The sequence below is a fragment of the Cytobacillus praedii genome (assembly GCF_001439605.1).
Classification (GTDB): domain Bacteria; phylum Bacillota; class Bacilli; order Bacillales; family Cytobacillaceae; genus Cytobacillus; species Cytobacillus praedii.
Window position 1 is genome coordinate 13,532 of sequence record NZ_LMBX01000011.1, and the last position, 20,407, is coordinate 33,938.

The window sequence follows — 20,407 nt, forward strand, 5'->3', positions numbered from 1 at the left end:
ATCATGACATTTGAAAAAATTGAAAATGCAGCAAGTTTCTTAAAAGGAAAATATGATCAGACACCGCAAATCGGTCTAATCCTTGGGTCTGGTCTTGGCGTTTTGGCAGATGAAATCGAAAACCCTGTAAAAATACCATATAATGAAATTCCTGATTTTCCAGTTTCAACAGTTGAAGGCCATGCGGGTCAGTTAGTATTCGGCTTGCTGAACGGCATTCATGTAGTTGCTATGCAAGGGCGTTTTCATTATTATGAAGGCTACTCATTTGAAAAAGTAACATTCCCGGTCCGTGTGATGAAAGAACTTGGAATCGGACAACTAATTGTAACAAATGCAGCTGGCGGAGTGAACGAAAGCTTCTCACCAGGCGATTTGATGCTTATAAGCGATCACATTAATAATATGGGAAGCAATCCGCTAATTGGTCCAAATGATTCTCGTCTCGGAGTTCGTTTCCCTGATATGTCAGAGGCTTATTCTGCTGAGCTTAGACAGATGGCAAAAGGAATAGCAGCGAAATTAGGGTTGAAAATTCAAGAAGGTGTCTATGTCGGCAATACAGGGCCAACCTACGAAACGCCTGCTGAAATCCGTATGCTGCGTGTGTTAGGCGGAGATGCAGTGGGCATGTCTACAGTACCTGAAGTAATTGTCGCAAGACATGCTGGGATGAAAGTACTGGGGATCTCCTGTATCTCTAACATGGCAGCTGGGATTTTGGATCAGCCGTTAAATCACGAGGAAGTAATTGAAACAACTGAAAAAGTGAAAACTGATTTTCTTAGCTATGTAAAAGCGTTAGTACAAGAGCTTGGTACAAAGTAGGAAATAGAGGAAAGCGAACGGTGATTTAATATGAGAATGGTTGATATTATTGAAAATAAAAGAGATGCAAAAGAATTATCGACTGAGGAAATTCAATTTTTTATTAAAGGATATACAGATGGCTCCATTCCTGATTATCAAGTAAGCTCGTTAATGATGGCGATTTTCTTTCAAGGGATGACGGAAAAGGAAAGAGCTGATTTAACAATGGCGATGGTTGAATCTGGCGACAAAATCGATTTATCCAAAATTGAAGGAATCAAAGTGGATAAGCATTCGACTGGCGGGGTTGGTGATACAACCACACTTGTGTTAGGGCCATTAGTTGCAGCTGTTGGTGTTCCAGTCGCAAAAATGTCTGGAAGAGGGCTTGGTCATACTGGGGGAACGATTGACAAGCTTGAATCTGTTGAAGGATTCCATGTTGAAATCGAAAATGAAGAATTTATAAATCTTGTGAATAAAAATAAGATTGCTGTTATTGGGCAAAGTGGAAATTTAACACCCGCAGATAAAAAGCTCTATGCTCTGCGTGATGTCACGGCAACGGTTGATAGCATTCCATTAATCGCAAGCTCGATTATGAGCAAGAAAATTGCCGCAGGAGCCGATGCAATTGTACTTGATGTTAAGACAGGTGCAGGTGCATTTATGAAAACACTGAATGATTCGAACGAGCTTGCTAAGGCAATGGTCCGTATCGGGAATAATGTTGGAAGAAACACAATGGCCGTTATTTCTGACATGAGTCAGCCGCTTGGATTTGCGATTGGAAATGCTCTAGAAGTGAAAGAGGCAATTGATACGCTCAATGGAGAAGGACCAGAGGATTTAACAGAGCTTTGCTTAACATTAGGAAGCCACATGGTTGTATTAGCTAAAAAAGCCAACAGCTTAAAGGAAGCACGTGAAATGCTTAAAAGAGTCATGAGGGATGGCACGGCTTTAGAAACATTTAAAACATTCCTAAGCTCACAAGGGGGAGATGCATCAGTCGTCGATGATCCAGCGAAGCTTCCACAGGCGAAATATACATTTGAGCTGGAAGCAAAAGAAGATGGATATGTTTCTGAAATAGTCGCTGATGAAATTGGAACAGCAGCCATGCTTCTTGGAGCTGGAAGAGCTACGAAAGAATCTGTTATTGACCTTGCGGTTGGCCTGATGCTTCGAAAAAAAATTGGTGATCAAGTGAAAAAAGAAGAGTCACTTGTAACTATTTACAGCAATTTTGAGGACATAGATGAAGTAAAAGCAAAGCTTTATGCAAATATTACCTTATCTAAGGAAAAAGTAGCTGCGCCAATATTGATTCATGGAGAAATTACCGAATAAGTAAAAAATGTCAGGGGAAAACACCCCTGGCATTTTTTTGTCTAGCGCAAGCAGCTTGCCCCCTCGAGGTCACAAGCCACTCCTCCCAGAAAGGTAAAGAACACCTTTCCTTGAGGCTCGTCTTGTACTTGTCGGAGGTGAGAACAAAGGAAAGCTTCCAAGAGCATTTTCGCAGGAACCATCGTACTTTGATTGTTCTTTAGGCGCTTCTCGCATTTATATTTTCGCTGTGCAAAATATAAAATTTTTAGAAATGAAAAATTGTATAAATTTGCTGCAAATGGAAAAGATGGAGGCTATAAAGAATGGAGGTTTATGTGATGAAACGAATTGTCTCTTTAATAGTTATGTCTTTCCTTATGACAACACTCTTTGTACCTGCAACATTGGCAAAAGAAAATGATGGATTAGATTTAGCTAAAAATGTAAAATCCGCCATCTTAATCGAACGAGATACAGGTGCAATTTTATACGAGAAAAACAGCAATGAACAGCTCCCTCCTGCAAGTATGACGAAAGTAATGACAATGCTGTTAATTATGGAGGCATTAGATGAGGGCAGGCTGTCGATGGATGAGAAAATTCGGACAAGTGAATATGCTGCCTCAATGGGAGGATCACAGATTTTCCTTGAGCCAGGAGAAGAAATGACGACAGAGCAGATGCTAGAGGGAATTGCCATTGGATCTGGCAATGATGCATCTGTTGCAATGGCAGAGAGGCTTGCTGGCTCTGAGGAAGAGTTTGTAAAACTTATGAACAAAAAAGCAAAGGAACTTGGTTTAAAAGATACAGAATTTAAAACAGCAACAGGTTTGCCTGGTCATGGTGATTATAGTACTGCTCACGATATGTCTATGATGGCTAAAGAACTTCTTAAATATGAAGGAATTACGAAATTTACCGGTACTTATGAGTCATATCTTCGTGAAAATACAGACAAAAAATTCTGGCTTGTCAATACAAACCGCCTCGTCAAATTTTATCCAGGTGTTGATGGGCTGAAGACAGGATTTACAAATGAAGCGAAATATTGCTTAACCGCAACAGCTGAAAAAGATGGTATGCGTGTAATTGCAGTTGTATTCGGTGCACCGACCTCAAAGGAGAGAAATGCACAAGTAACAAAGATGCTTGATTACGCATTCAGCCAATATGAGACGCATCCGCTGTATAAGCGAAATGTGGCACTTGGAAAAGTAGCTATTAGTAAGGGTGAGAAGAAAAGGGTTGAAGCGATGACAAGTGAGCCTATTTCACTTTTAACAAAAAAAGGCCAAGGCATTGAAAATATAAAACAATCGGTTGAATTAAATAAAAATGTAAAAGCTCCTGTCAATAAAGGGGATAAAGTAGGAACATTAAAACTAAAACAGGATGGAAAAACAATTGTTGAAACACCATTAGTAGCAAAGGAAGATAGCAAGGAAGCTAGCTGGTGGACATTGTATAAACGCTCAATGGGCATGTTTACGAAAGCGGGACAATAGGAAGAGCTCCAGCGCTCCTCCCCGCCGTAAGGAGTACAAGTGGCAACAATGAGACAGGATGTTGTACTTTTGCCGGCCTTGGGGTCATTAGCCAATTCTCATGTAAAGGTTAAGAACACTTTTCATAAGGCTAGTCTTTAACAAGGCCAGAGCTTCGATTGGCGCCTTCCGCTTTTCTTATAAGTATTGTCTAGCTGCAGCGCCTATCGCCTATCAAACTTCAGGTCTCCTCCCTACGATAAGTCAACATCGGCTCGCTCACGCTCACCGTGTTTCCTTTATCTCAGTCGAAGCCCCTCCAGTTTGTATGGCGATTACCAAGGCGCTTCCGCTTTTCTATTTTGTCGAAATGTTGATTATACATTCTAGTTTTAGCGAATTCCCACTAGTTTTGTCTTTCGGAAGGAAATGTGTAATCGCATATCGAATTTGACTCACTATAAAGGCCAAAGTATGTCATGTACATGATACGGTCATACCGATCCTATTTGGCGAAAGCATTTTTTAAGATAACAAATAGGATCCTAGATAAGGAGGCTATGATAGTGAGTCTTACCATTAATTTAGAAGTGAAAAAAGATGTCCTATGTATTCGTTTAAGCGGGGAATTAGATCACCATTCAGCTGATGAACTGCGGAGACAGGCGTCTAACGCAATTGAAGAATATGATATTCATCATATTGTCTTAAATCTTGAACAGCTTTCCTTTATGGATAGCTCAGGTTTAGGCGTCATTCTAGGCAGATATAAACAAATCAAACAGCAGCATGGCGAAATGGTTGTTTGTGCAATTTCTCCAGCAGTCCAAAGATTATTCGATATGTCAGGCTTATTTAAAATTATCCGTTTAGAGCCGACAGAAGAATTTGCTTTGCAAAGACTGGGGGTTGCATAATCAATGAAAAATGAGATGCAAATTAAGTTTAGTGCGTTAAGCCAAAATGAATCATTCGCTCGTGTAACTGTTGCAGCATTTATTAGTCAGCTTGATCCAACAATGGATGAGTTAACTGAAATTAAAACAGTTGTATCTGAGGCAGTCACCAATTCAATCATTCATGGTTATGAACAAGATCCAAACGGGCTTGTGTATATTACTGTGAAAATCGAGGATGGTTTCATTGATATGTCCATCCGTGATGAAGGAATGGGAATAATGGATGTGGAAGAAGCACGTCAGCCGCTGTATACAACTAAGCCAGAACTTGAAAGATCAGGAATGGGCTTTACAATTATGGAAAATTTCATGGATGAAATCGAAATTCAATCGCAACCGGGGAAAGGCACAGAGATCCGATTAAGAAAGCATTTATCAAATAGTAAAATGCTATGCAATTAAGGGAGTCTTGCTATGGATGTGGAGGTTAAAGCAGAAAAGAGCCAAACTTTTTTGAAGGATCATGAAGTTAAGGAGCTAATCCAAAAAAGCCAGGCTGGAGATCAGGAATCTAGGGATTTAATTGTCCAAAAGAACATGCGTCTCGTCTGGTCAGTCGTTCAAAGGTTTTTAAACCGCGGCTATGAACCAGATGATCTCTTTCAAATCGGTTGTATTGGATTATTGAAATCAGTCGATAAATTTGACCTAACGTTTGACGTAAAGTTTTCAACGTATGCTGTTCCAATGATTATTGGGGAGATTCAACGCTTTATACGTGATGATGGGACAGTCAAGGTCAGCCGCTCTTTAAAGGAAATGGGAAATAAAATTCGGAAAGCAAAGGATGAATTGTCTAAATCGCTTGGCAGAATTCCAACCGTGTCAGAGCTCTCCGAATTTCTTGAGATCCCGCCTGAAGATATTATCCTTGCTCAAGAAGCTAGTCGAACCCCATCATCCATTCATGAAACAGTTTACGAAAATGATGGGGACCCAATCACTTTGCTGGATCAAATCGATGATGGAAATGAAGGAAAGTGGTTTGACAAGATTGCTTTGAAAGAAGCGATCAATGAACTAGATGACAGGGAACGATTAATCGTGTATTTACGCTATTATAAAGATCAAACGCAATCTGAAGTGGCTGCAAGACTTGGCATCTCACAAGTTCAAGTATCTAGGCTTGAAAAAAAGATTCTCCAGCAAATGAAAGACCGTATGGATTTATAATCCATACGGTTTTTTTATGCTGTAAAAGGATTAGTTTTGAAAAAGGCCTATTGATTTTGCAAAAACGGCTTTATTTTCCAAGCCTCTAAGTTTAATTGCAAACCTCGAAGTTTTTTTGCAACCCTAATTGCAAATCCAGGAGCTTATCTGCAACCCGCCAAATATAATTGCTACCTCCAGAATTTATGTACAAACCTCCATATTTATTCTAAATGTGCATCAAATGTGTAATACCCAATTATTGGTCGTCATGAAGAAAATATATGTAACTCATACTAGTGATACAAGGAAATAACTGTGTGGGAAGTGAACGAAATGGAACGAACGGTTTATATTCGATTGCGACACCGCATACAAGTAAGAGCACGAGAGGAAATTTTACTTAAGGATATTGCTCAATTAATTGTCGAAGAAAGGTTTTATGAGCAGTTAAGTCATATGAAGGTTTATGAGGTAACGGAGCAAGACCGTAATATCATTATTATTGATGTCATGATGGTTATCCGTTTAATTACAGAAATGCTGCCCAACATAGAAATTCAAACACAAGGCTCATCTCAAGTCATTGTTGAAGTAGTGCCTGAAAAAAAGAAGGTATCCCTGCCCCTTTTTGTTTTGGTATGGCTTTTATTGTTTATTGGTGCTGCACTTACCATAATGAATTTTCATGAGGATGTTAGCATGCAGGCGGTTCAGCAGCGGATTTACACAATCATTACTGGAGAAATTGATGATAAACCTTTAATCTTTCAGATTCCATATTCCATAGGTCTGGGACTAGGAATGATTCTTTTCTTTAATCACCTTTTTAAGAAGCGTCTTAATGAAGAGCCGAGCCCTCTAGAAGTAGAAATGTTTAATTATCAGCTGGATCTAGACAATTATGTGGCAATGAACGAAAACAAAGAAAGTATGAAAAATATTGACGAGCGGTAATGTTGTCTTAGTCATGTTTGTTGGTCTTGCTGGAGGATTAGCAGTAGGCTCAGGGTTCGTAGCTTTTTTGTCTGTATTAGGAGTAATACCTAGACTTATGCAGCTAACAAAAACAATGAAGAGGATTCGGTATTATGAATGGGCAGTTGTATTGGGTGCTGTCATAGGTGGAATGAGTACGTTATGGGATCCGATCTTTCACCTTACAGCCTATTTGCTCGTACTAATCGGTTTGGCATCCGGGATATTTGTAGGAATGATTGCAGCAGCTTTGACAGAAGTGCTGAATGTTCTGCCTATCCTTGCAAAAAGAATAGGGATTGATGGACAAATTGTATTTTTATTAATGGCCATTGTGTTTGGGAAGATTATAGGATCGCTCTTTCAGTGGATCTATTTTGTAGATAAGTAACAGAAAATAACTGATAAACCTATAACGAAAGGATAATAAAACATGGAGGATCATCGGAGGCACGTAATTTTAATTACAGATGGGGATGATTATGCTAGAAAATCAATCGAATACATAGCCAATGAAATCGGAGGCAGATGTATCTCCTTATCTCACGGAAATCCTACCACATTAGACGGAGCCCTAATTGTTAAGCTTATTAAAAAAGCACCGCATGACCCAGTATTTGTCATGTTTGATGATAGTGGTTTTGTAGGCGAAGGTGCTGGTGAACGCGCTTTAAAGTATGTTGCAGGACATAAGGATATCACTGTATTGGGGATTATTGCAGTTGCTGCAAAAACAAGACAAGCTGAATGGGCTAAAGTTGATGTTTGCATCGACCGTGATGGAGTATTAACCCCTAATGGAGTCGATAAATATGGCCTTCAAGAAATGGAAAAAGGACGACTTTATGGTGACACAGTCTATTGTCTTGATGAAATTGATGTCCCAATTAAAGTTGGAATTGGTGATATAGGTAAAATGGCCAAAAAAGACCATTATGAAATTGGCTCGCCAATTACGAAAAAGGCCGTAGAACTTGTATTGGAAAGGAGTGGTTATCGTGGCAGATAATAAGATGAAAAATAAAATGCCCATTCCTGATTCGGTGGAAGAAATTGAAAAGTATATGAAAAATAGAATCGGGTTAGGGGACAGTTTTGATTTAGGTGTAAGGAAGCTTAAAGTTCTCAGAAAAGACGTACATTTTTATTTTGTAAATGGGTTAACCGATACACAGTTTATTATCGAAATTGTTGAAGAACTTGTGGCAATCAATGATAACGAGAAATTATCTGCAAATCTAAGTAAAATAGTTGAAAATAGGTTAGTTCACCAATCTGTAGCCCAAATAAAAACTATGGATGAGCTTGTGGACCAAGTGTTATCAGGTTTAATTGTTGTTGTAATGGAAGGCGTTACACACGGCTTGGTTGTTGATGTCCGCAGCTATCCGGGAAGAACACCAATGGAGCCGGATACGGAAAAAGTGGTCCGGGGATCAAGGGATGGGTATGTAGAAAATATTATCATTAACACGGCACTGACAAGAAGAAGAATTCGAGATGAAAGGCTTCGCTTTGAAATTATGAGAGTTGGTGAAAGATCAAAAACAGATGTGGCAATAGGATATATTAAAGATATTGCCAATCCTGATTTAATTGATGTCATTCGAAAAGAAATTGCAGCTATACAAATTGATGGAATTACAATGGCTGACAAAACAATCGAGGAATTTCTATTAAAGCAAGGATATAATCCTTTTCCGCTCGTACGCTATACTGAGCGAGCGGACGTTGCTGCAACCCATTTGCTTGAAGGACATGTACTAATATTTGTTGATACCTCACCCAGTGTGATGATTTCACCTACAACATATTTTCATCATTTACAGCATGCAGAAGAGTACCGCCAATCACCTGCCGTAGGTACATTTGTACGCTGGATTCGTTTTCTTGGAGTGGCTTCTTCCTTGTTTTTGCTGCCGCTTTGGTTTTTATTTGTATTAGAGCCGTCTTTATTACCCGAAAGTATTGCATTTATTGGACCGAATGAAGAAACAAATATACCGGTGATACTTCAATTATTCCTTGCGGAAATAGGGATTGAACTGCTGCGGATTGCAGCTATCCATACACCAACGCCTTTATCAACAGCCATGGGCTTAATAGCTGCCGTCTTAATTGGACAAATCGCTATTGATGTTGGTTTATTTGTTCCGGAGGTCATTTTATATGTGTCACTAGCTGCTATTGGAACTTATACGACGCCAAGCTATGAATTAAGTATTGCTAACAAGCTATTTCGTCTCCTATTTTTAGTCTTAGTTGCAATATTTCATACACCGGGGTTTGTCGCTGGAATTACGATATTTATCCTTTTCCTGGCGAATATGAAACCGTTAAACACACCGTATTTATGGCCATTTATCCCATTTCATCCAAAAGCATTATGGCGTATATTAGTTCGTGCATCAGTACCAGGTTCGAGTATACGGCCAAGTATTGTTCATACGACAAATCGCTATAAGCAGCCATCGAAAAACAGTTCCTCAAAATGATATCTATTCATTGCGGATTTCACTGAATTGTGTTAAAATTTTTTAAAATTAACAAAGAAAAAACGACATAAAGCAAAAAATAGACAGTTTCTTATAAAGATACTGTCTATTTTCTAATCGTACATTAGGAAATTATAGGATCGGAAGTTGTAGGTAACTTTATGAGAAGTTAGTCTGCTTTCAGCTCTTCAAGGAATGACTTCGGCAGCATCAGCATCGTACGAGTATAAGCAAAAGTTTATAGGAGGAACGCCTCGAGGACACAAGAAAATCATCCCCAAAAAGGGAAAGAGGACATCTTTCTGGGATGCTCGTCTTGTACTTGCCGGGAGTGATCAAGGCACTTGCACATTTGGTCATAATATAAGTTTAGAGGGAAGAGGTAGATCTATGCATTTAAACGGTACATCGAAAGTAAATGACAAAGGGCATTTGGAGATAGGCGGATTAGACACTGTTGAGCTAGCTGAACAATTTGGAACACCCTTATATGTTTACGATGTTTCATTAATTAGAGAAAGGGCAAGAGGCTTTAAACAAACATTTGAAAAATTGGGAGTAACCGCTCAAGTTGCGTACGCGAGCAAAGCCTTTTCAACAATTGCGATGGTTCAACTAGCAGACGAAGAAGGGCTTTCTCTTGATGTTGTTTCTGGTGGAGAATTATATACTGCATTAGCGGCGGAATTTCCACCTGAAAGAATTCATTTTCATGGGAACAACAAAAGTAAAGAAGAGCTGGAAATGGCACTAAAGCACGGTGTTGGCTGTATCGTAGTTGATAATTTTTTTGAATTAGAGCTCCTTCAATCGATTTGTGAAGTGACGGAAACGAATACGAAAATTCTATTGCGAGTGACACCTGGGGTAGAAGCACATACACATGAATATATTACAACTGGGCAGGCAGATTCTAAATTTGGCTTTGATCTCCAAAATGGACAAGCAGAAAAAGCAATGAAGATGGCTTTAAAATCATCAAAAATTGAACTGCTCGGCTTGCATTGTCATATCGGTTCACAAATTTTTGAAACTGCTGGATTTATCGTTGCTGCCAAGAAAATATTTGAGAAACTGAATGAATGGAAAGAGTCATATGCTTTCGAATCAAAGGTGTTAAACTTAGGTGGGGGTTTTGGTATTCGCTATACGAATGAGGATCATCCACTGCCAGCAGGTCGATATGTAGAAGAAATTATTGAAGAAGTACAAAGACAGGCAGATCATTTTGCAATGAACATGCCTGAAATATGGATTGAACCAGGTCGTTCTCTTGTTGGGGATGCTGGTACAACCTTGTATACGATAGGATCCAGTAAAGAAGTCCCTAATGTTCGTAAATATATCGCCGTGGATGGCGGGATGAGCGATAATATTAGACCAGCACTCTATCAAGCAAAATATGAAGCAATCTTAGCCAATCGAGCATTAGAGAAAACGGAGGAAACGGTATCTGTTGCAGGGAAATGCTGTGAATCCGGTGATATGCTCATATGGGATATTCCACTTCCAAAGTCAGATCATAATGATTTGCTGGCAGTTTTTTGCACCGGGGCTTATGGTTATGCGATGGCGAATAATTATAATCGGATTCCAAGACCGCCTGTCGTCTTTGCTGAAAATGGAGAATCAAAGCTAGTTGTAAGAAGAGAAACGTACGAAGATCTAATTCGCTTGGACTCTTCAATCAAAGAAAAGATTAATAATTAACAGCAGCGTTTTATATGTTCGGAGAAAGCGCGAAAAGGCTTGTAGGATGTGAGTGCATGCAATTTTGGTCATTTATTGAATGTACTCCCTGCAGGCTTTTTTGTATTTAATCTTATTAATTACTAGAGTAGCATGGAAAAATAAAAAGGATTCGTGTAGAATAGAACTAATCCTTGGATATGTGAAGACATAAAGATTCTGTTACAGGAGGTTTTATGAAAAAAAGCAATTGGATTCTTTTTATTCTATTAATAGCAATGAGTTTAGCGTGGGGACTTTATTATTGGTTTTTTATTGTTCCATCTAAGTAGAGCCCAGAAAAATTTTTAGAATAAATAAACAGCTGAAAAATCAGCCATTAGTGTACAAACTAGTGCTGTGTACATATATTAATATTACAGTTTGAAATACTAAATTTTTGGGGAAAATAAGATGGAATGCTAAAATCTAATGAGGGATAAAAATGTTAATTCGATATAAAAAAACATTCGAAAAGATTGCTATGGGTTTGTTATCTTTTATGCCAAATGAAAAAGATCTCAAGAAGCTCCAGCAAACGATGAAGCAATATGAAAGTGAGGAGAACCTGCAATTATTTTTATGGAAAGCAGGGGAAGATATTATTGGATTAATGGGTGTTCTAATGAATGATGATTCAGCCAAGATCCAGCATATCTCTGTCAATCCTTCTCATAGACAGCAAGGGATAGGGAAGTCAATGGTCAAAGCGTTACACGAACTATTCCCAGATAAAAAGATCATAGCGAATGAAAATACCGAATCGTTCTTGAGCAAGTGTGATATCACGATTCACACAGAAAAAGGCAGTGAATAATTATTCACTGCCTTTTTCTGTGTGTTTTTGTATAAAGCGTGCGTTTCTTTTTAATGCATCTAACCGTTCCTGGATAACATTGCTTCGGTCTCGAGCAGAATGGCGATGAACCAATTTGCTATTATTTAAATCACTTGCTGAACCCCATATGAAGCCGAGATCGCTGCATCCTGCTTTGCAGCTCTCAATTAACATCGGATCAGTTAGTGGAATTGTGTAGCTAGAGTAAGGTTTTTCTATGGCTATAGCTTGTTGTCTTAATATGAGGTCATTCAGAAATTTTTCAGCATCAATTCCTAAATGAAGAAGCTTATTTTTTTGGTTATTTAGGATGGCAATCGACTTGTCGATGGTCTTTTTAGCGCCAAGAAAATTTTCACGCCGTTGATGGTAATTTGAAACTGCTAGGAGGATCAGACCTACCCAGATAGACTGTTTATTGTTTGGATCTACCTCTTTCCAGTATTCTTCTAGGACTTCATGACATTCGAAATAATCTCTATCCCCATGAAAATGCATCAAAAATTCGATATATGCTCTCGGATACACCTCTTCACCTCCTATAAATATATATTTATCATACCATAGAAAATTTGATCTAAATATCCAACAGTATGTTAAAGAAAACAAAAAAAACCCGGCAATAACCGGGTCATAATTATTATTTTAGCTTAGCACCAAGCCGCTCCTACAATAATCAGCAGAATGAACAAGACCACAAGTAAAGCAAACCCTGTTCCACAGCACCCATCGTGTCTTTTAGACATACATCATACCTCCTGTTTCTTTTGTTGTTTCAATATCATTTTATGTAGGCAAATACCAAATTGTATGGGCGAATGAAGGAATAATTTATAGGTTTTGAGTTAGAGAATGGTTAGCTACAGCGGCTATACATATAAACTTCGGGTCTCCTCTGCAACGATTGCGTCAACATCGGTTCGCTTCCGCTCACCGTGTTACCTTTATCGAAAGGAAGAGTCCCTCCAGTTTGTATGGTGATGAATAAGCCGCCGCTTTTGCATTTCTAATATTTTTCTATTGGATAGCTCACTTTTATAATTTATACTATAGTAGTCTTTAATGTGGAACTTAATAAGGAAATTTTGGTGAGTAGTAATGGAACATTATAATGTAAAGATTGATGCGTTTGAAGGACCGCTTGATTTGCTTCTTCATTTAATAAATCGGCTAGAGATTGATATATACGATATTCCAGTAGCGGAAATTACTGAGCAATATTTATTGTATATCCATACAATGCAAGTGCTGCAGCTTGATGTGGCAAGTGAATATCTCGTTATGGCGGCTACCCTGCTTGCGATTAAGAGCAAAATGCTTCTCCCAAAGCATGAGGAAGATTTGCTCGATGATGAGCTGGGCTTAGGGCATGAGGAAGATACGATGGAAGAGCTAGTTGAAAGATTAGTTGAATACAGAAAATATAAAGAAGCAGCAGTTGATTTTAAAGAAATGGAAAAAGAGAGAGGCTTAATGTTTACAAAGCCTCCAAGTGATTTAAGCGATTATGCAAAAGACGTTCAGCCGGAAAAAACAGAGTTAAACGTCTCCTTGTATGACATGCTTGGTGCATTTCAAAAACTATTAAGAAGACAAAAGCTGCAAAAACCGCTTTCAACTAAAATAGCACGCCAGGAAATCCCAATAGAAACGAGAATGGCTGAAATTCTTGATGATTTAAGGCAGTTCAAGGTGCGAAAAAGCTTTTATGACCTCTTTCCCGTTCTTGACCGTGAAAATATTGTGGTTACTTTTTTAGCCATGTTAGAGCTAATAAAACGCCATGAAATCTTTATTGAGCAAGAAGGCAATTTTTCTGAGATTTATGTAAGTGCAATGGAAGGGGGAGATGAGTATTAATATTGTAAATTGGAAGGGTATTGTTGAAAGTTTATTATTTGCCGCAGGGGATGAAGGACTGACTTTAAAGCAGATGGCATTAGTTCTCGAAATCGAGGAGCTGCAAGCTGAAGAAATTATTAAAGAATTAATGGAAGATTATCAAAAAGATGATATGCGAGGCATTACAGTTATCGAATTAGCAGGTACTTATCAGCTTGCGACAAAAAAGGAGAATTCTGCCTATCTAAAGAGGCTTGTCGTCACCCCTCAAGCTTCAACATTATCACAAGCAGCGTTAGAGACATTGGCAATTATTGCTTATAAACAGCCAATTACAAGAGCAGAGATTGAGGAAATAAGAGGCGTGAAGACAGAGAGGCCAATACATACACTCATGGCTAAGGCGCTCATAAAAGAAGTGGGCAGAGCAGATGGATCGGGAAGAGCTTACCTGTACGGCACAACGAAAGAATTTCTTGATTATTTTGGCTTGAAAAAGATCGAAGAGCTGCCGCCTCTTCCTGAGAAGGTTGACGAAGATTATTTACAGGATGAAGCTGATTTATTTTTCGATAAAGTTCAGCTTCCATTAGCATTTCCGGGAGAGGGCCAATAATCCCTTGATAGATTAGAAGAAGTGATTGGGTTTTACAGGCATTTGACATCCTAACAGGATAAATGAATAAATCTGGTAGAAGTAGTCTGACTGCCTGTAATTCTGCGATTGGTTCAAGAGACAATGGATTGCTGGATTTTTCATACAATTGAATTTATTTATGGTAATATATACTTGTAAAAAATGCTTCATTTTCAAAATGGAGCATTTTCTATATTATTTTCGTTTTTACATATGGGGAAATAATTAGAGGAGGGGTTAAGATGCTAATTAAACATTGTAAGGGATATGAGTTAGAAAAAGAGAAATCGAATACGTCTGAGGATTTCTTTAATCGAAGTGAGATTACTTTTGAAGAAGATGGACAGGAAAAGACATTACATGTTTTATATGTCCGGTATTTTGATGAACTGGCTCATGAGTTTACGCCATTTGAATCGAGTCCAATTTTTAAAGCAGGGTCTAGGGAAGTAGAATTTAAAGATATCGTTGCACTTATTTGTTTGTTGAAGAATCCAGGTTTTCGCCACCGCAAACGTGTATATATTAATTCTAAGCTGGAGTTTGCAGCCTATTTCCAAGATGTTGACTACACTAAGCTGCCGGCTATATTTGAAGATTTAGAAACAAAAAAAATATTTAATCTTCGTTCACCTTTAGAGTATATCGTACAGCCTCAATAGATTAAATTTTATAAGGGCAGCTAATATAGCTGCTCTTTTTATATTTGTTATTTAATTAGTGATTGCTGTTTTGACTGCATATATAAATGAACCGTTTGTCATTTGTTGTGGAAGGTTCAAGTACGAAGCTTGGAGAGGAAATCAACTCTACACACTACTTTTAATAGAACTATTAAAAACAGAAATAGCTATGCTGCATTTACATTTTACTGGAAAGGCAATTTTTCACCCAGATGCTCATACGATAGAAAGGGACTATTTAGGAAAGAGGGATTGTATGAGCAAAATGAATGATTATATTCATGATGTGTTTAAGTGGAATAAGGAGCTTCGGGCGTTTCTTGAATCAGAAAATGTCGATGAAAATAACGAGCTTTGGCAAAAGATGGATCGCATGACCGATATTATGGAGGGGATTCAAAATCCATTAGAAAATCATGAATTGTTTGAGATTCAAAACTATGTGGAAGAACTGCACTCAGACATGGAGACTTATTTCGCGAAAAGGCAGGAGCTTGGAAGTGTTTATGTCACCCCCCCTCATGTTGCTGCAGGAAATCATACATTGCCCCCATTGCCATATGCATACAATGCACTAGAGCCGTATATTTCTGAGGAAATTATGAGAATTCATCATGATAAGCATCATCAATCATATGTAGATGGACTGAATAAGGCAGAAAAAGAGCTGCAAAAGGCGAGAAAATCAGGAGACTTTTCCTTAGTTAAGCACTGGTCACGGGAGCTTGCCTTTCATGGATCTGGCCATTACCTTCATACGATTTTCTGGAATAATATGATGCCTAAAGGCGGCGGGAAACCCTCAGGTAGCTTGTTAAAAGCAATAGAAAAGTATTTTGGCAGTTTTGAAGCATTCAAAAAGCAATTTACTGAAGCGGCAAAGCAGGTGGAAGGAGTGGGGTGGGCTGTCCTAGTTTGGTCACCGAGGGCTCATCATCTTGAGATACTGCAATCGGAGAGGCATATGCTTTTAACACAATGGGATACAATCCCCTTGCTTGTATTGGATGTCTGGGAGCATGCCTACTATCTTCAATATAAAAATGACCGTGCTGATTACGTGAAGAATTGGTGGAATATTGTTAACTGGAAAGATGTTGAACAGCGATTTATGAAAGCTTCAGAGCTTAAATGGAAACCATTTTAATAGAAATAAAAGGCGAAAAACAATCTATGTTTTTCGCCTTTTATTGTCATATCAATACTTGTCCTGCATAAAATTGTACAAACCAGTGAAGGAGACTGCAATGAAAACTATGAAAAAGCTGATAATTTTTCCCCTGATTGCTGCAATTTTTATCGCGTTTATTCCACAGAAGGCACAAGCTTCTTTTTCTGTTAGTGCACAAAGTGCAATCCTAATGGAGCAAAGTTCTGGCCGGGTTTTATATGATAAAAATGCAAATAAGCCGATGAGGATTGCAAGTATAACAAAAATCATGACGGCTATTTTAGCTATTGAATCAGGAAAAATGGATGAATTGGTAAAGGTAAGTGAAAAGGCAGTCCATACGGAAGGCTCTTCCATTTATTTAATTCCTGGTGAAAAAATTAAGCTGGAGGATTTAGTGTACGGGCTAATGCTCCGATCTGGCAATGATGCAGCTGTTGCTATTGCAGAGCATGTTGGAGGCAGCCTGGATGGTTTCGTTTATTTAATGAATCAGAAGGCAGAAGAAATCGGTATGAAGAATACCCATTTTGCCAATCCGCATGGACTTGATGACCATGAAAATCATATGTCAACTGCCTATGATATGGCACTTTTAACACGTTATGCTATGAATAATGATATTTATGAGAAAATTTCAGGCACAAAAGTCCATAGTGCACCACATCCAACAGAAGAGTGGGATCGGAAGTGGAAGAATAAAAATAGACTGCTGACAGAGCTATACAAATATACAACGGGTGGAAAGACTGGCTTTACGAAACGAGCGAAGCGCACATTAGTAACGACAGCTGCTAAAGGGGAGCTGAACTTAATAGCTGTGACTCTAAATGGTCCGGATGATTGGAATGACCATATTCAAATGTATGAGTCAGGGTTTAATAATTACCGTTTAGTAGAGGTTTTGCCAAAGGGAAATATTGTTCAGGTGAAGGATAAATTTTATAAAAAGAAGGTCTATGTTGAACATGGATTTGACTATCCTGTGACATCAAAGGAAAAGAAACGCTTTCAAATTGAATATAAATTGATAAAGCCAGATAAGGAATGGAAAGAGAGCCCCCCAGAAATTGTTGGTCAGGTGATTGTTTATTTCGACAAGAAGCAAGTGAAAAAAATGCCAATATATTTCAAGCATGCTGATAATAAAGACAAGCAATCATTTTTTGAGCAATTTAGAAACATATTTCTTGTAATGATTGGTGTGAAAACAGATGGTTAATATCATATGGGTATTCTTAACTGTCATAGGGATTATTTTTGCAATGGTAAATGGGACGATGGATCAAGTGAATGAAGCGATCTTTAATGGGGCAGCAGAAGCTGTAACTTTATGTATTGGATTAATCAGTGTTCTTGTTTTTTGGCTAGGAATGATGAAGATAGCAGAGGATGCTGGGCTATTGCAAAAATTGTCTCTCTTATTTAGACCAATTGTGAAGAAGCTTTTTCCAGATGTACCGAATGAACATCCGGCAATGGGCTACATACTTTCCAATATGATGGCAAATATGTTTGGGCTTGGGAATGCAGCAACACCCCTAGGAATAAAGGCGATGGAAGAATTGAAGCGATTAAATGGAGGACTGGATGTAGCCAGCCGTTCCATGATTACCTTTCTAGCGATAAACACCTCAAGTATCACGCTAATACCAACAATGGTTATTGCCATAAGGATGAAATATGAATCCGCATCCCCGACAGAGATTGTCGGACCGACGTTAATAGCATCCTTTTGCTCCGCAATAGGCGCCATAATTATTGACCGGTATTTTTACTATAGAAGAAAGAAAAAAGCGTAAGCACCTTGATTAGCCCGATAAGCACAAGACCAACCTCTCATAAAGGTGTACTTTACCTATAGGGAAGTGGTGTCCTGTGACCTGGAGGTCGACAAAAAATGCGAAGTTCCCTTAAAAGCTTCACGTTTAGTCGTGGCATCGCTGACGAAGCTTTCCTTGTCCTGTCGACATCAGTATGTATTGTACGTCGAAGTTAGGAAGATTGGGCAAGGTGCAAAAAACTAACACAAAAAGAGGTGGACATCATATAGATGAAAGCTATCTAAAAGAACGAGAAAAGGATGAGGTCGTATGCAAGTTGTATCGGTTATCTCCCTCTGGTTTATTCCTGTTCTAATTGGTTTCATATTAATATATGGGACGATAAAACGTGTACCCACATATGAAAGCTTTGTAGAGGGTGGAAAAGAAGGAATAAAAATTGCTGTCTCGATTATTCCTTTTCTTGTTGGGATGCTCGTTGCTATTTCCGTTTTTCGGGCTTCTGGAGCCTTGGAGTATTTCATGGAGTTTATTCGCCCTGCGCTGGAGGCAGTCGGCATTCCGCCTGACATAGTCCCGCTCGCTATCATTCGGCCGATTTCTGGTTCAGCAGCACTTGGAATGACTAGTGATTTAATTGCTGTTCATGGTCCCGATTCATTTATTGGCAGATTAGCTTCTGTTCTGCAAGGCAGTACCGATACAACCTTTTATGTTTTGACAGTTTATTTTGGTGCTGTTGGAATTAGGAAAATGGGAGATGCTTTAAAAGTAGGCCTACTGGCAGATTTAATTGGAATTATCGCAGCAATAGTAGTTGTTACGATTATTTTTGGCAGTAAATGAGGAGCTATAAAAGGATAATAACAATCAAAAATACCTAAAATAATAGGTATTTTTTTTTTGACTAATTATTTGAAAAAAGCGTCTACTTTGAAAAAAGAATGATTTATGTCATAATTCATTAGGATGGAAATAGGTATAATCCTTATTAAGTAATAGTTGGGGTGACATAAATGGAAAGATTGCAAAAGGTAATTGCCCATGCAGGATTTGCTTCACGCAGAAAAGCAGAGGAGCTTATCAAGGAAGGTCATGTAAGGGTAAATGGAAAAACAGTAAAGGAACTTGGTATTAAGGTTTCATCGTCAGATCGAGTAGAAGTGAATGGTATTCCTGTCGAAAGGGAAGAACCCGTTTATTTTCTTCTATACAAACCAAGAGGTGTTATATCAAGTGTAACGGATGATAAAGGGAGAAAAGTCGTAACTGACTATTTTCAGCAGATTAAGCAGCGGATTTACCCGGTGGGGCGTCTAGACTTTGATACTTCAGGTCTGTTGCTTTTGACTAATGATGGGGAATTTGCGAATCTGCTCATGCACCCGAAGAATGAGATTGAAAAGGTGTATGTAGCCAAGGTGAAAGGGATTCCATCAAGAGAGAAAATGAGAAGCTTAGAAAAAGGAGTCCGCTTGGAAGATGGAAAAACAGCACCTGCACAGACAAAAGTACTTTCCATCGATAAGAAAAAGCAAACGGCTATCATTGAATTAACAATTCATGAGGGGAGAAATCGACAAGTTAGAAGGATGCTCGAGGCAATTGGCCATCCAGTCATAAAATTAAAAAGAGAAAGATACGGTTTCTTAACTCTTCAAGGGCTAAATGCAGGTGAAGCAAGAGAATTAACTGCACATGAGGTGAAGCAATTACGAGCGCTATCTAAATCATAATTGCCTTTGGTTAATTGTATTTTTCAACTAATTAAGGAAATTTCATAGAAAAGTCACAGTTACTTCAAATTGTAAACATTATTAGAATGTTGATAAATGGTATAATAAAAATCGGCTGTTTCGTTTTATTAAGCTGAGGGATGAGGGAATTAAAGAAATCGTCTAACCTGCCGATTTCCTCCATCTCGCCTCTAACCTCTGACTTCTAAAAAAGACGCACAGCGTTTTTCTAAAGGGGAGAGTGTGATGAAGAAGCGTCGTTTAGTCATAAGAACGATTATTTTACTCATTTTAGGTGCAGCTGTTGCCTATACTTTGTATGCAAATTTTACAAAAGATGATATTAAAAAGGTTGTTGTTGGAGAACAAGCACCTGACTTCGTTCTTGTGGATTTGAATGGAGAGGAACATCGTCTTTCAGATTATAAGGGACAGGGTGTTTTCCTGAATTTCTGGGGTACATATTGCAAGCCATGTGAAAAGGAAATGCCGTATATGGATAATCAGTACAAACAGTTTAAAGACAAAGGTGTACAAACATTAGCTGTAAATGTAGGTGAATCAGAACTATCGGTAAGTAAATTTGCTGATAGACATAATTTAACGTTTCCAATTGTAATTGATAAGGACGGACAAGTTCAGACAGCTTATAAAATCGGCGCACTTCCTGCAACCTTTATGATTGATAAAGATGGTAAAGTTGTTAAATATCACACAGGTCAATTAACGGAAGAAATGATTAAAGAGTTAATGGAACAAGTTCAACCATAAG

At 38.4% G+C, this 20,407-nt stretch carries 23 protein-coding genes; 21 read left to right on the top strand and 2 right to left on the bottom strand.

Translation table 11 applies throughout. The features are described 5' to 3' along the window. Positions 1–3 precede the first annotated feature (3 nt). The 12 genes from ASU02_RS13015 to ASU02_RS13070 all read left to right on the top strand — a co-directional run bounded on the left by ASU02_RS13015 (position 4) and on the right by ASU02_RS13070 (position 11,761). Positions 4–828: a purine-nucleoside phosphorylase gene (locus ASU02_RS13015; protein WP_057764246.1), complete on the top strand. Its 825-nt coding sequence runs from the start codon at positions 4–6 to the stop codon at positions 826–828. A gap of 30 nt (positions 829–858) precedes the next feature. Further along, positions 859–2,163 (top strand): pyrimidine-nucleoside phosphorylase, encoded by a 1,305-nt coding sequence (locus tag ASU02_RS13020; RefSeq protein ID WP_057764248.1) that lies wholly within the window; start codon positions 859–861, stop codon positions 2,161–2,163. 320 nt (positions 2,164–2,483) lie between these two features. Further along, positions 2,484–3,653 (top strand): D-alanyl-D-alanine carboxypeptidase family protein, encoded by a 1,170-nt coding sequence (locus ASU02_RS13025; protein WP_082631795.1) that lies wholly within the window; start codon positions 2,484–2,486, stop codon positions 3,651–3,653. A 545-nt stretch (positions 3,654–4,198) separates the two neighbouring features. After that, positions 4,199–4,549 carry an anti-sigma F factor antagonist gene (gene spoIIAA, locus ASU02_RS13030; protein WP_057764249.1) on the top strand — a complete coding sequence of 117 codons (351 nt, stop codon included), beginning with the start codon at positions 4,199–4,201 and terminating at the stop codon, positions 4,547–4,549. A gap of 3 nt (positions 4,550–4,552) precedes the next feature. Then, positions 4,553–4,993, top strand: coding sequence for an anti-sigma F factor (gene spoIIAB / locus ASU02_RS13035; protein ID WP_057764251.1), 441 nt, complete (start codon positions 4,553–4,555; stop codon positions 4,991–4,993). Positions 4,994–5,005: 12 nt separating this feature from the next. Continuing rightward, positions 5,006–5,764 carry an RNA polymerase sporulation sigma factor SigF gene (sigF, locus tag ASU02_RS13040; protein WP_057764254.1) on the top strand — a complete coding sequence of 253 codons (759 nt, stop codon included), beginning with the start codon at positions 5,006–5,008 and terminating at the stop codon, positions 5,762–5,764. Between the two features lie 315 nt (positions 5,765–6,079). Then, positions 6,080–6,700: a stage V sporulation protein AA gene (locus ASU02_RS13045; RefSeq protein WP_057764265.1), complete on the top strand. Its 621-nt coding sequence runs from the start codon at positions 6,080–6,082 to the stop codon at positions 6,698–6,700. A 13-nt stretch (positions 6,701–6,713) separates the two neighbouring features. After that, complete coding sequence (locus tag ASU02_RS13050) at positions 6,714–7,112, top strand: stage V sporulation protein AB (RefSeq protein ID WP_057764496.1); 399 nt, start codon at positions 6,714–6,716, stop codon at positions 7,110–7,112. Between the two features lie 42 nt (positions 7,113–7,154). After that, the gene (locus ASU02_RS13055; RefSeq protein WP_057764267.1) at positions 7,155–7,730 is read left to right on the top strand and encodes a stage V sporulation protein AE; all 576 of its coding nucleotides are present in this window, start codon (positions 7,155–7,157) and stop codon (positions 7,728–7,730) included. A 4-nt stretch (positions 7,731–7,734) separates the two neighbouring features. Continuing rightward, entirely contained in the window at positions 7,735–9,216 is a 1,482-nt protein-coding gene (locus tag ASU02_RS13060; protein WP_408607271.1) for a spore germination protein, read from the top strand. Between the two features lie 390 nt (positions 9,217–9,606). Beyond that, a complete protein-coding gene (gene lysA, locus ASU02_RS13065; RefSeq protein ID WP_057764271.1) occupies positions 9,607–10,926 on the top strand; it encodes a diaminopimelate decarboxylase in 1,320 nt (439 codons plus the stop codon). A 463-nt stretch (positions 10,927–11,389) separates the two neighbouring features. Beyond that, positions 11,390–11,761, top strand: coding sequence for a GNAT family N-acetyltransferase (locus ASU02_RS13070; protein WP_057764273.1), 372 nt, complete (start codon positions 11,390–11,392; stop codon positions 11,759–11,761). Here ASU02_RS13070 and ASU02_RS13075 read toward each other — a convergent pair whose 3' ends face one another. Together ASU02_RS13075 and ASU02_RS13080 are read right to left on the bottom strand one after the other, a co-directional pair. Then, the gene (locus ASU02_RS13075) at positions 11,762–12,310 is read right to left on the bottom strand and encodes a DUF309 domain-containing protein (RefSeq protein WP_057764275.1); all 549 of its coding nucleotides are present in this window, start codon (positions 12,308–12,310) and stop codon (positions 11,762–11,764) included. It lies immediately after the preceding gene. 122 nt (positions 12,311–12,432) lie between these two features. Further along, on the bottom strand, positions 12,433–12,528 hold the full coding sequence (locus ASU02_RS13080; RefSeq protein ID WP_057764277.1) for a YjcZ family sporulation protein: 96 nt from the start codon (positions 12,526–12,528) through the stop codon (positions 12,433–12,435). 352 nt (positions 12,529–12,880) lie between these two features. Between ASU02_RS13080 and ASU02_RS13085 the strand changes: the two genes are divergently transcribed. From ASU02_RS13085 to resA, 9 genes are all read left to right on the top strand, one after another. Further along, complete coding sequence (locus tag ASU02_RS13085; RefSeq protein ID WP_057764278.1) at positions 12,881–13,642, top strand: segregation/condensation protein A; 762 nt, start codon at positions 12,881–12,883, stop codon at positions 13,640–13,642. Then, the gene (gene scpB / locus ASU02_RS13090) at positions 13,638–14,240 is read left to right on the top strand and encodes an SMC-Scp complex subunit ScpB (RefSeq protein WP_057764498.1); all 603 of its coding nucleotides are present in this window, start codon (positions 13,638–13,640) and stop codon (positions 14,238–14,240) included. The genes ASU02_RS13085 and scpB overlap by 5 nt, the downstream gene beginning before the upstream one ends. 263 nt (positions 14,241–14,503) lie before the next feature. After that, a complete protein-coding gene (locus ASU02_RS13095; protein ID WP_057764280.1) occupies positions 14,504–14,923 on the top strand; it encodes a hypothetical protein in 420 nt (139 codons plus the stop codon). Between the two features lie 277 nt (positions 14,924–15,200). Beyond that, complete coding sequence (locus ASU02_RS13100; RefSeq protein WP_057764282.1) at positions 15,201–16,091, top strand: superoxide dismutase; 891 nt, start codon at positions 15,201–15,203, stop codon at positions 16,089–16,091. 100 nt (positions 16,092–16,191) lie between these two features. Then, the gene (locus ASU02_RS13105) at positions 16,192–17,337 is read left to right on the top strand and encodes a D-alanyl-D-alanine carboxypeptidase family protein (protein ID WP_057764284.1); all 1,146 of its coding nucleotides are present in this window, start codon (positions 16,192–16,194) and stop codon (positions 17,335–17,337) included. Continuing rightward, positions 17,330–17,917 (top strand): nucleoside recognition domain-containing protein, encoded by a 588-nt coding sequence (locus ASU02_RS13110; RefSeq protein ID WP_057764286.1) that lies wholly within the window; start codon positions 17,330–17,332, stop codon positions 17,915–17,917. Before ASU02_RS13105 ends, ASU02_RS13110 begins: the two co-directional genes overlap by 8 nt. Positions 17,918–18,208: 291 nt before the next feature. Continuing rightward, complete coding sequence (locus tag ASU02_RS13115; RefSeq protein WP_057764288.1) at positions 18,209–18,745, top strand: spore maturation protein; 537 nt, start codon at positions 18,209–18,211, stop codon at positions 18,743–18,745. 170 nt (positions 18,746–18,915) lie between these two features. Continuing rightward, on the top strand, positions 18,916–19,635 hold the full coding sequence (gene rluB / locus ASU02_RS13120; RefSeq protein ID WP_057764290.1) for a 23S rRNA pseudouridine(2605) synthase RluB: 720 nt from the start codon (positions 18,916–18,918) through the stop codon (positions 19,633–19,635). Between the two features lie 246 nt (positions 19,636–19,881). Then, the gene (gene resA / locus ASU02_RS13125) at positions 19,882–20,406 is read left to right on the top strand and encodes a thiol-disulfide oxidoreductase ResA (RefSeq protein ID WP_057764292.1); all 525 of its coding nucleotides are present in this window, start codon (positions 19,882–19,884) and stop codon (positions 20,404–20,406) included. Position 20,407: the final 1 nt, after the last annotated feature.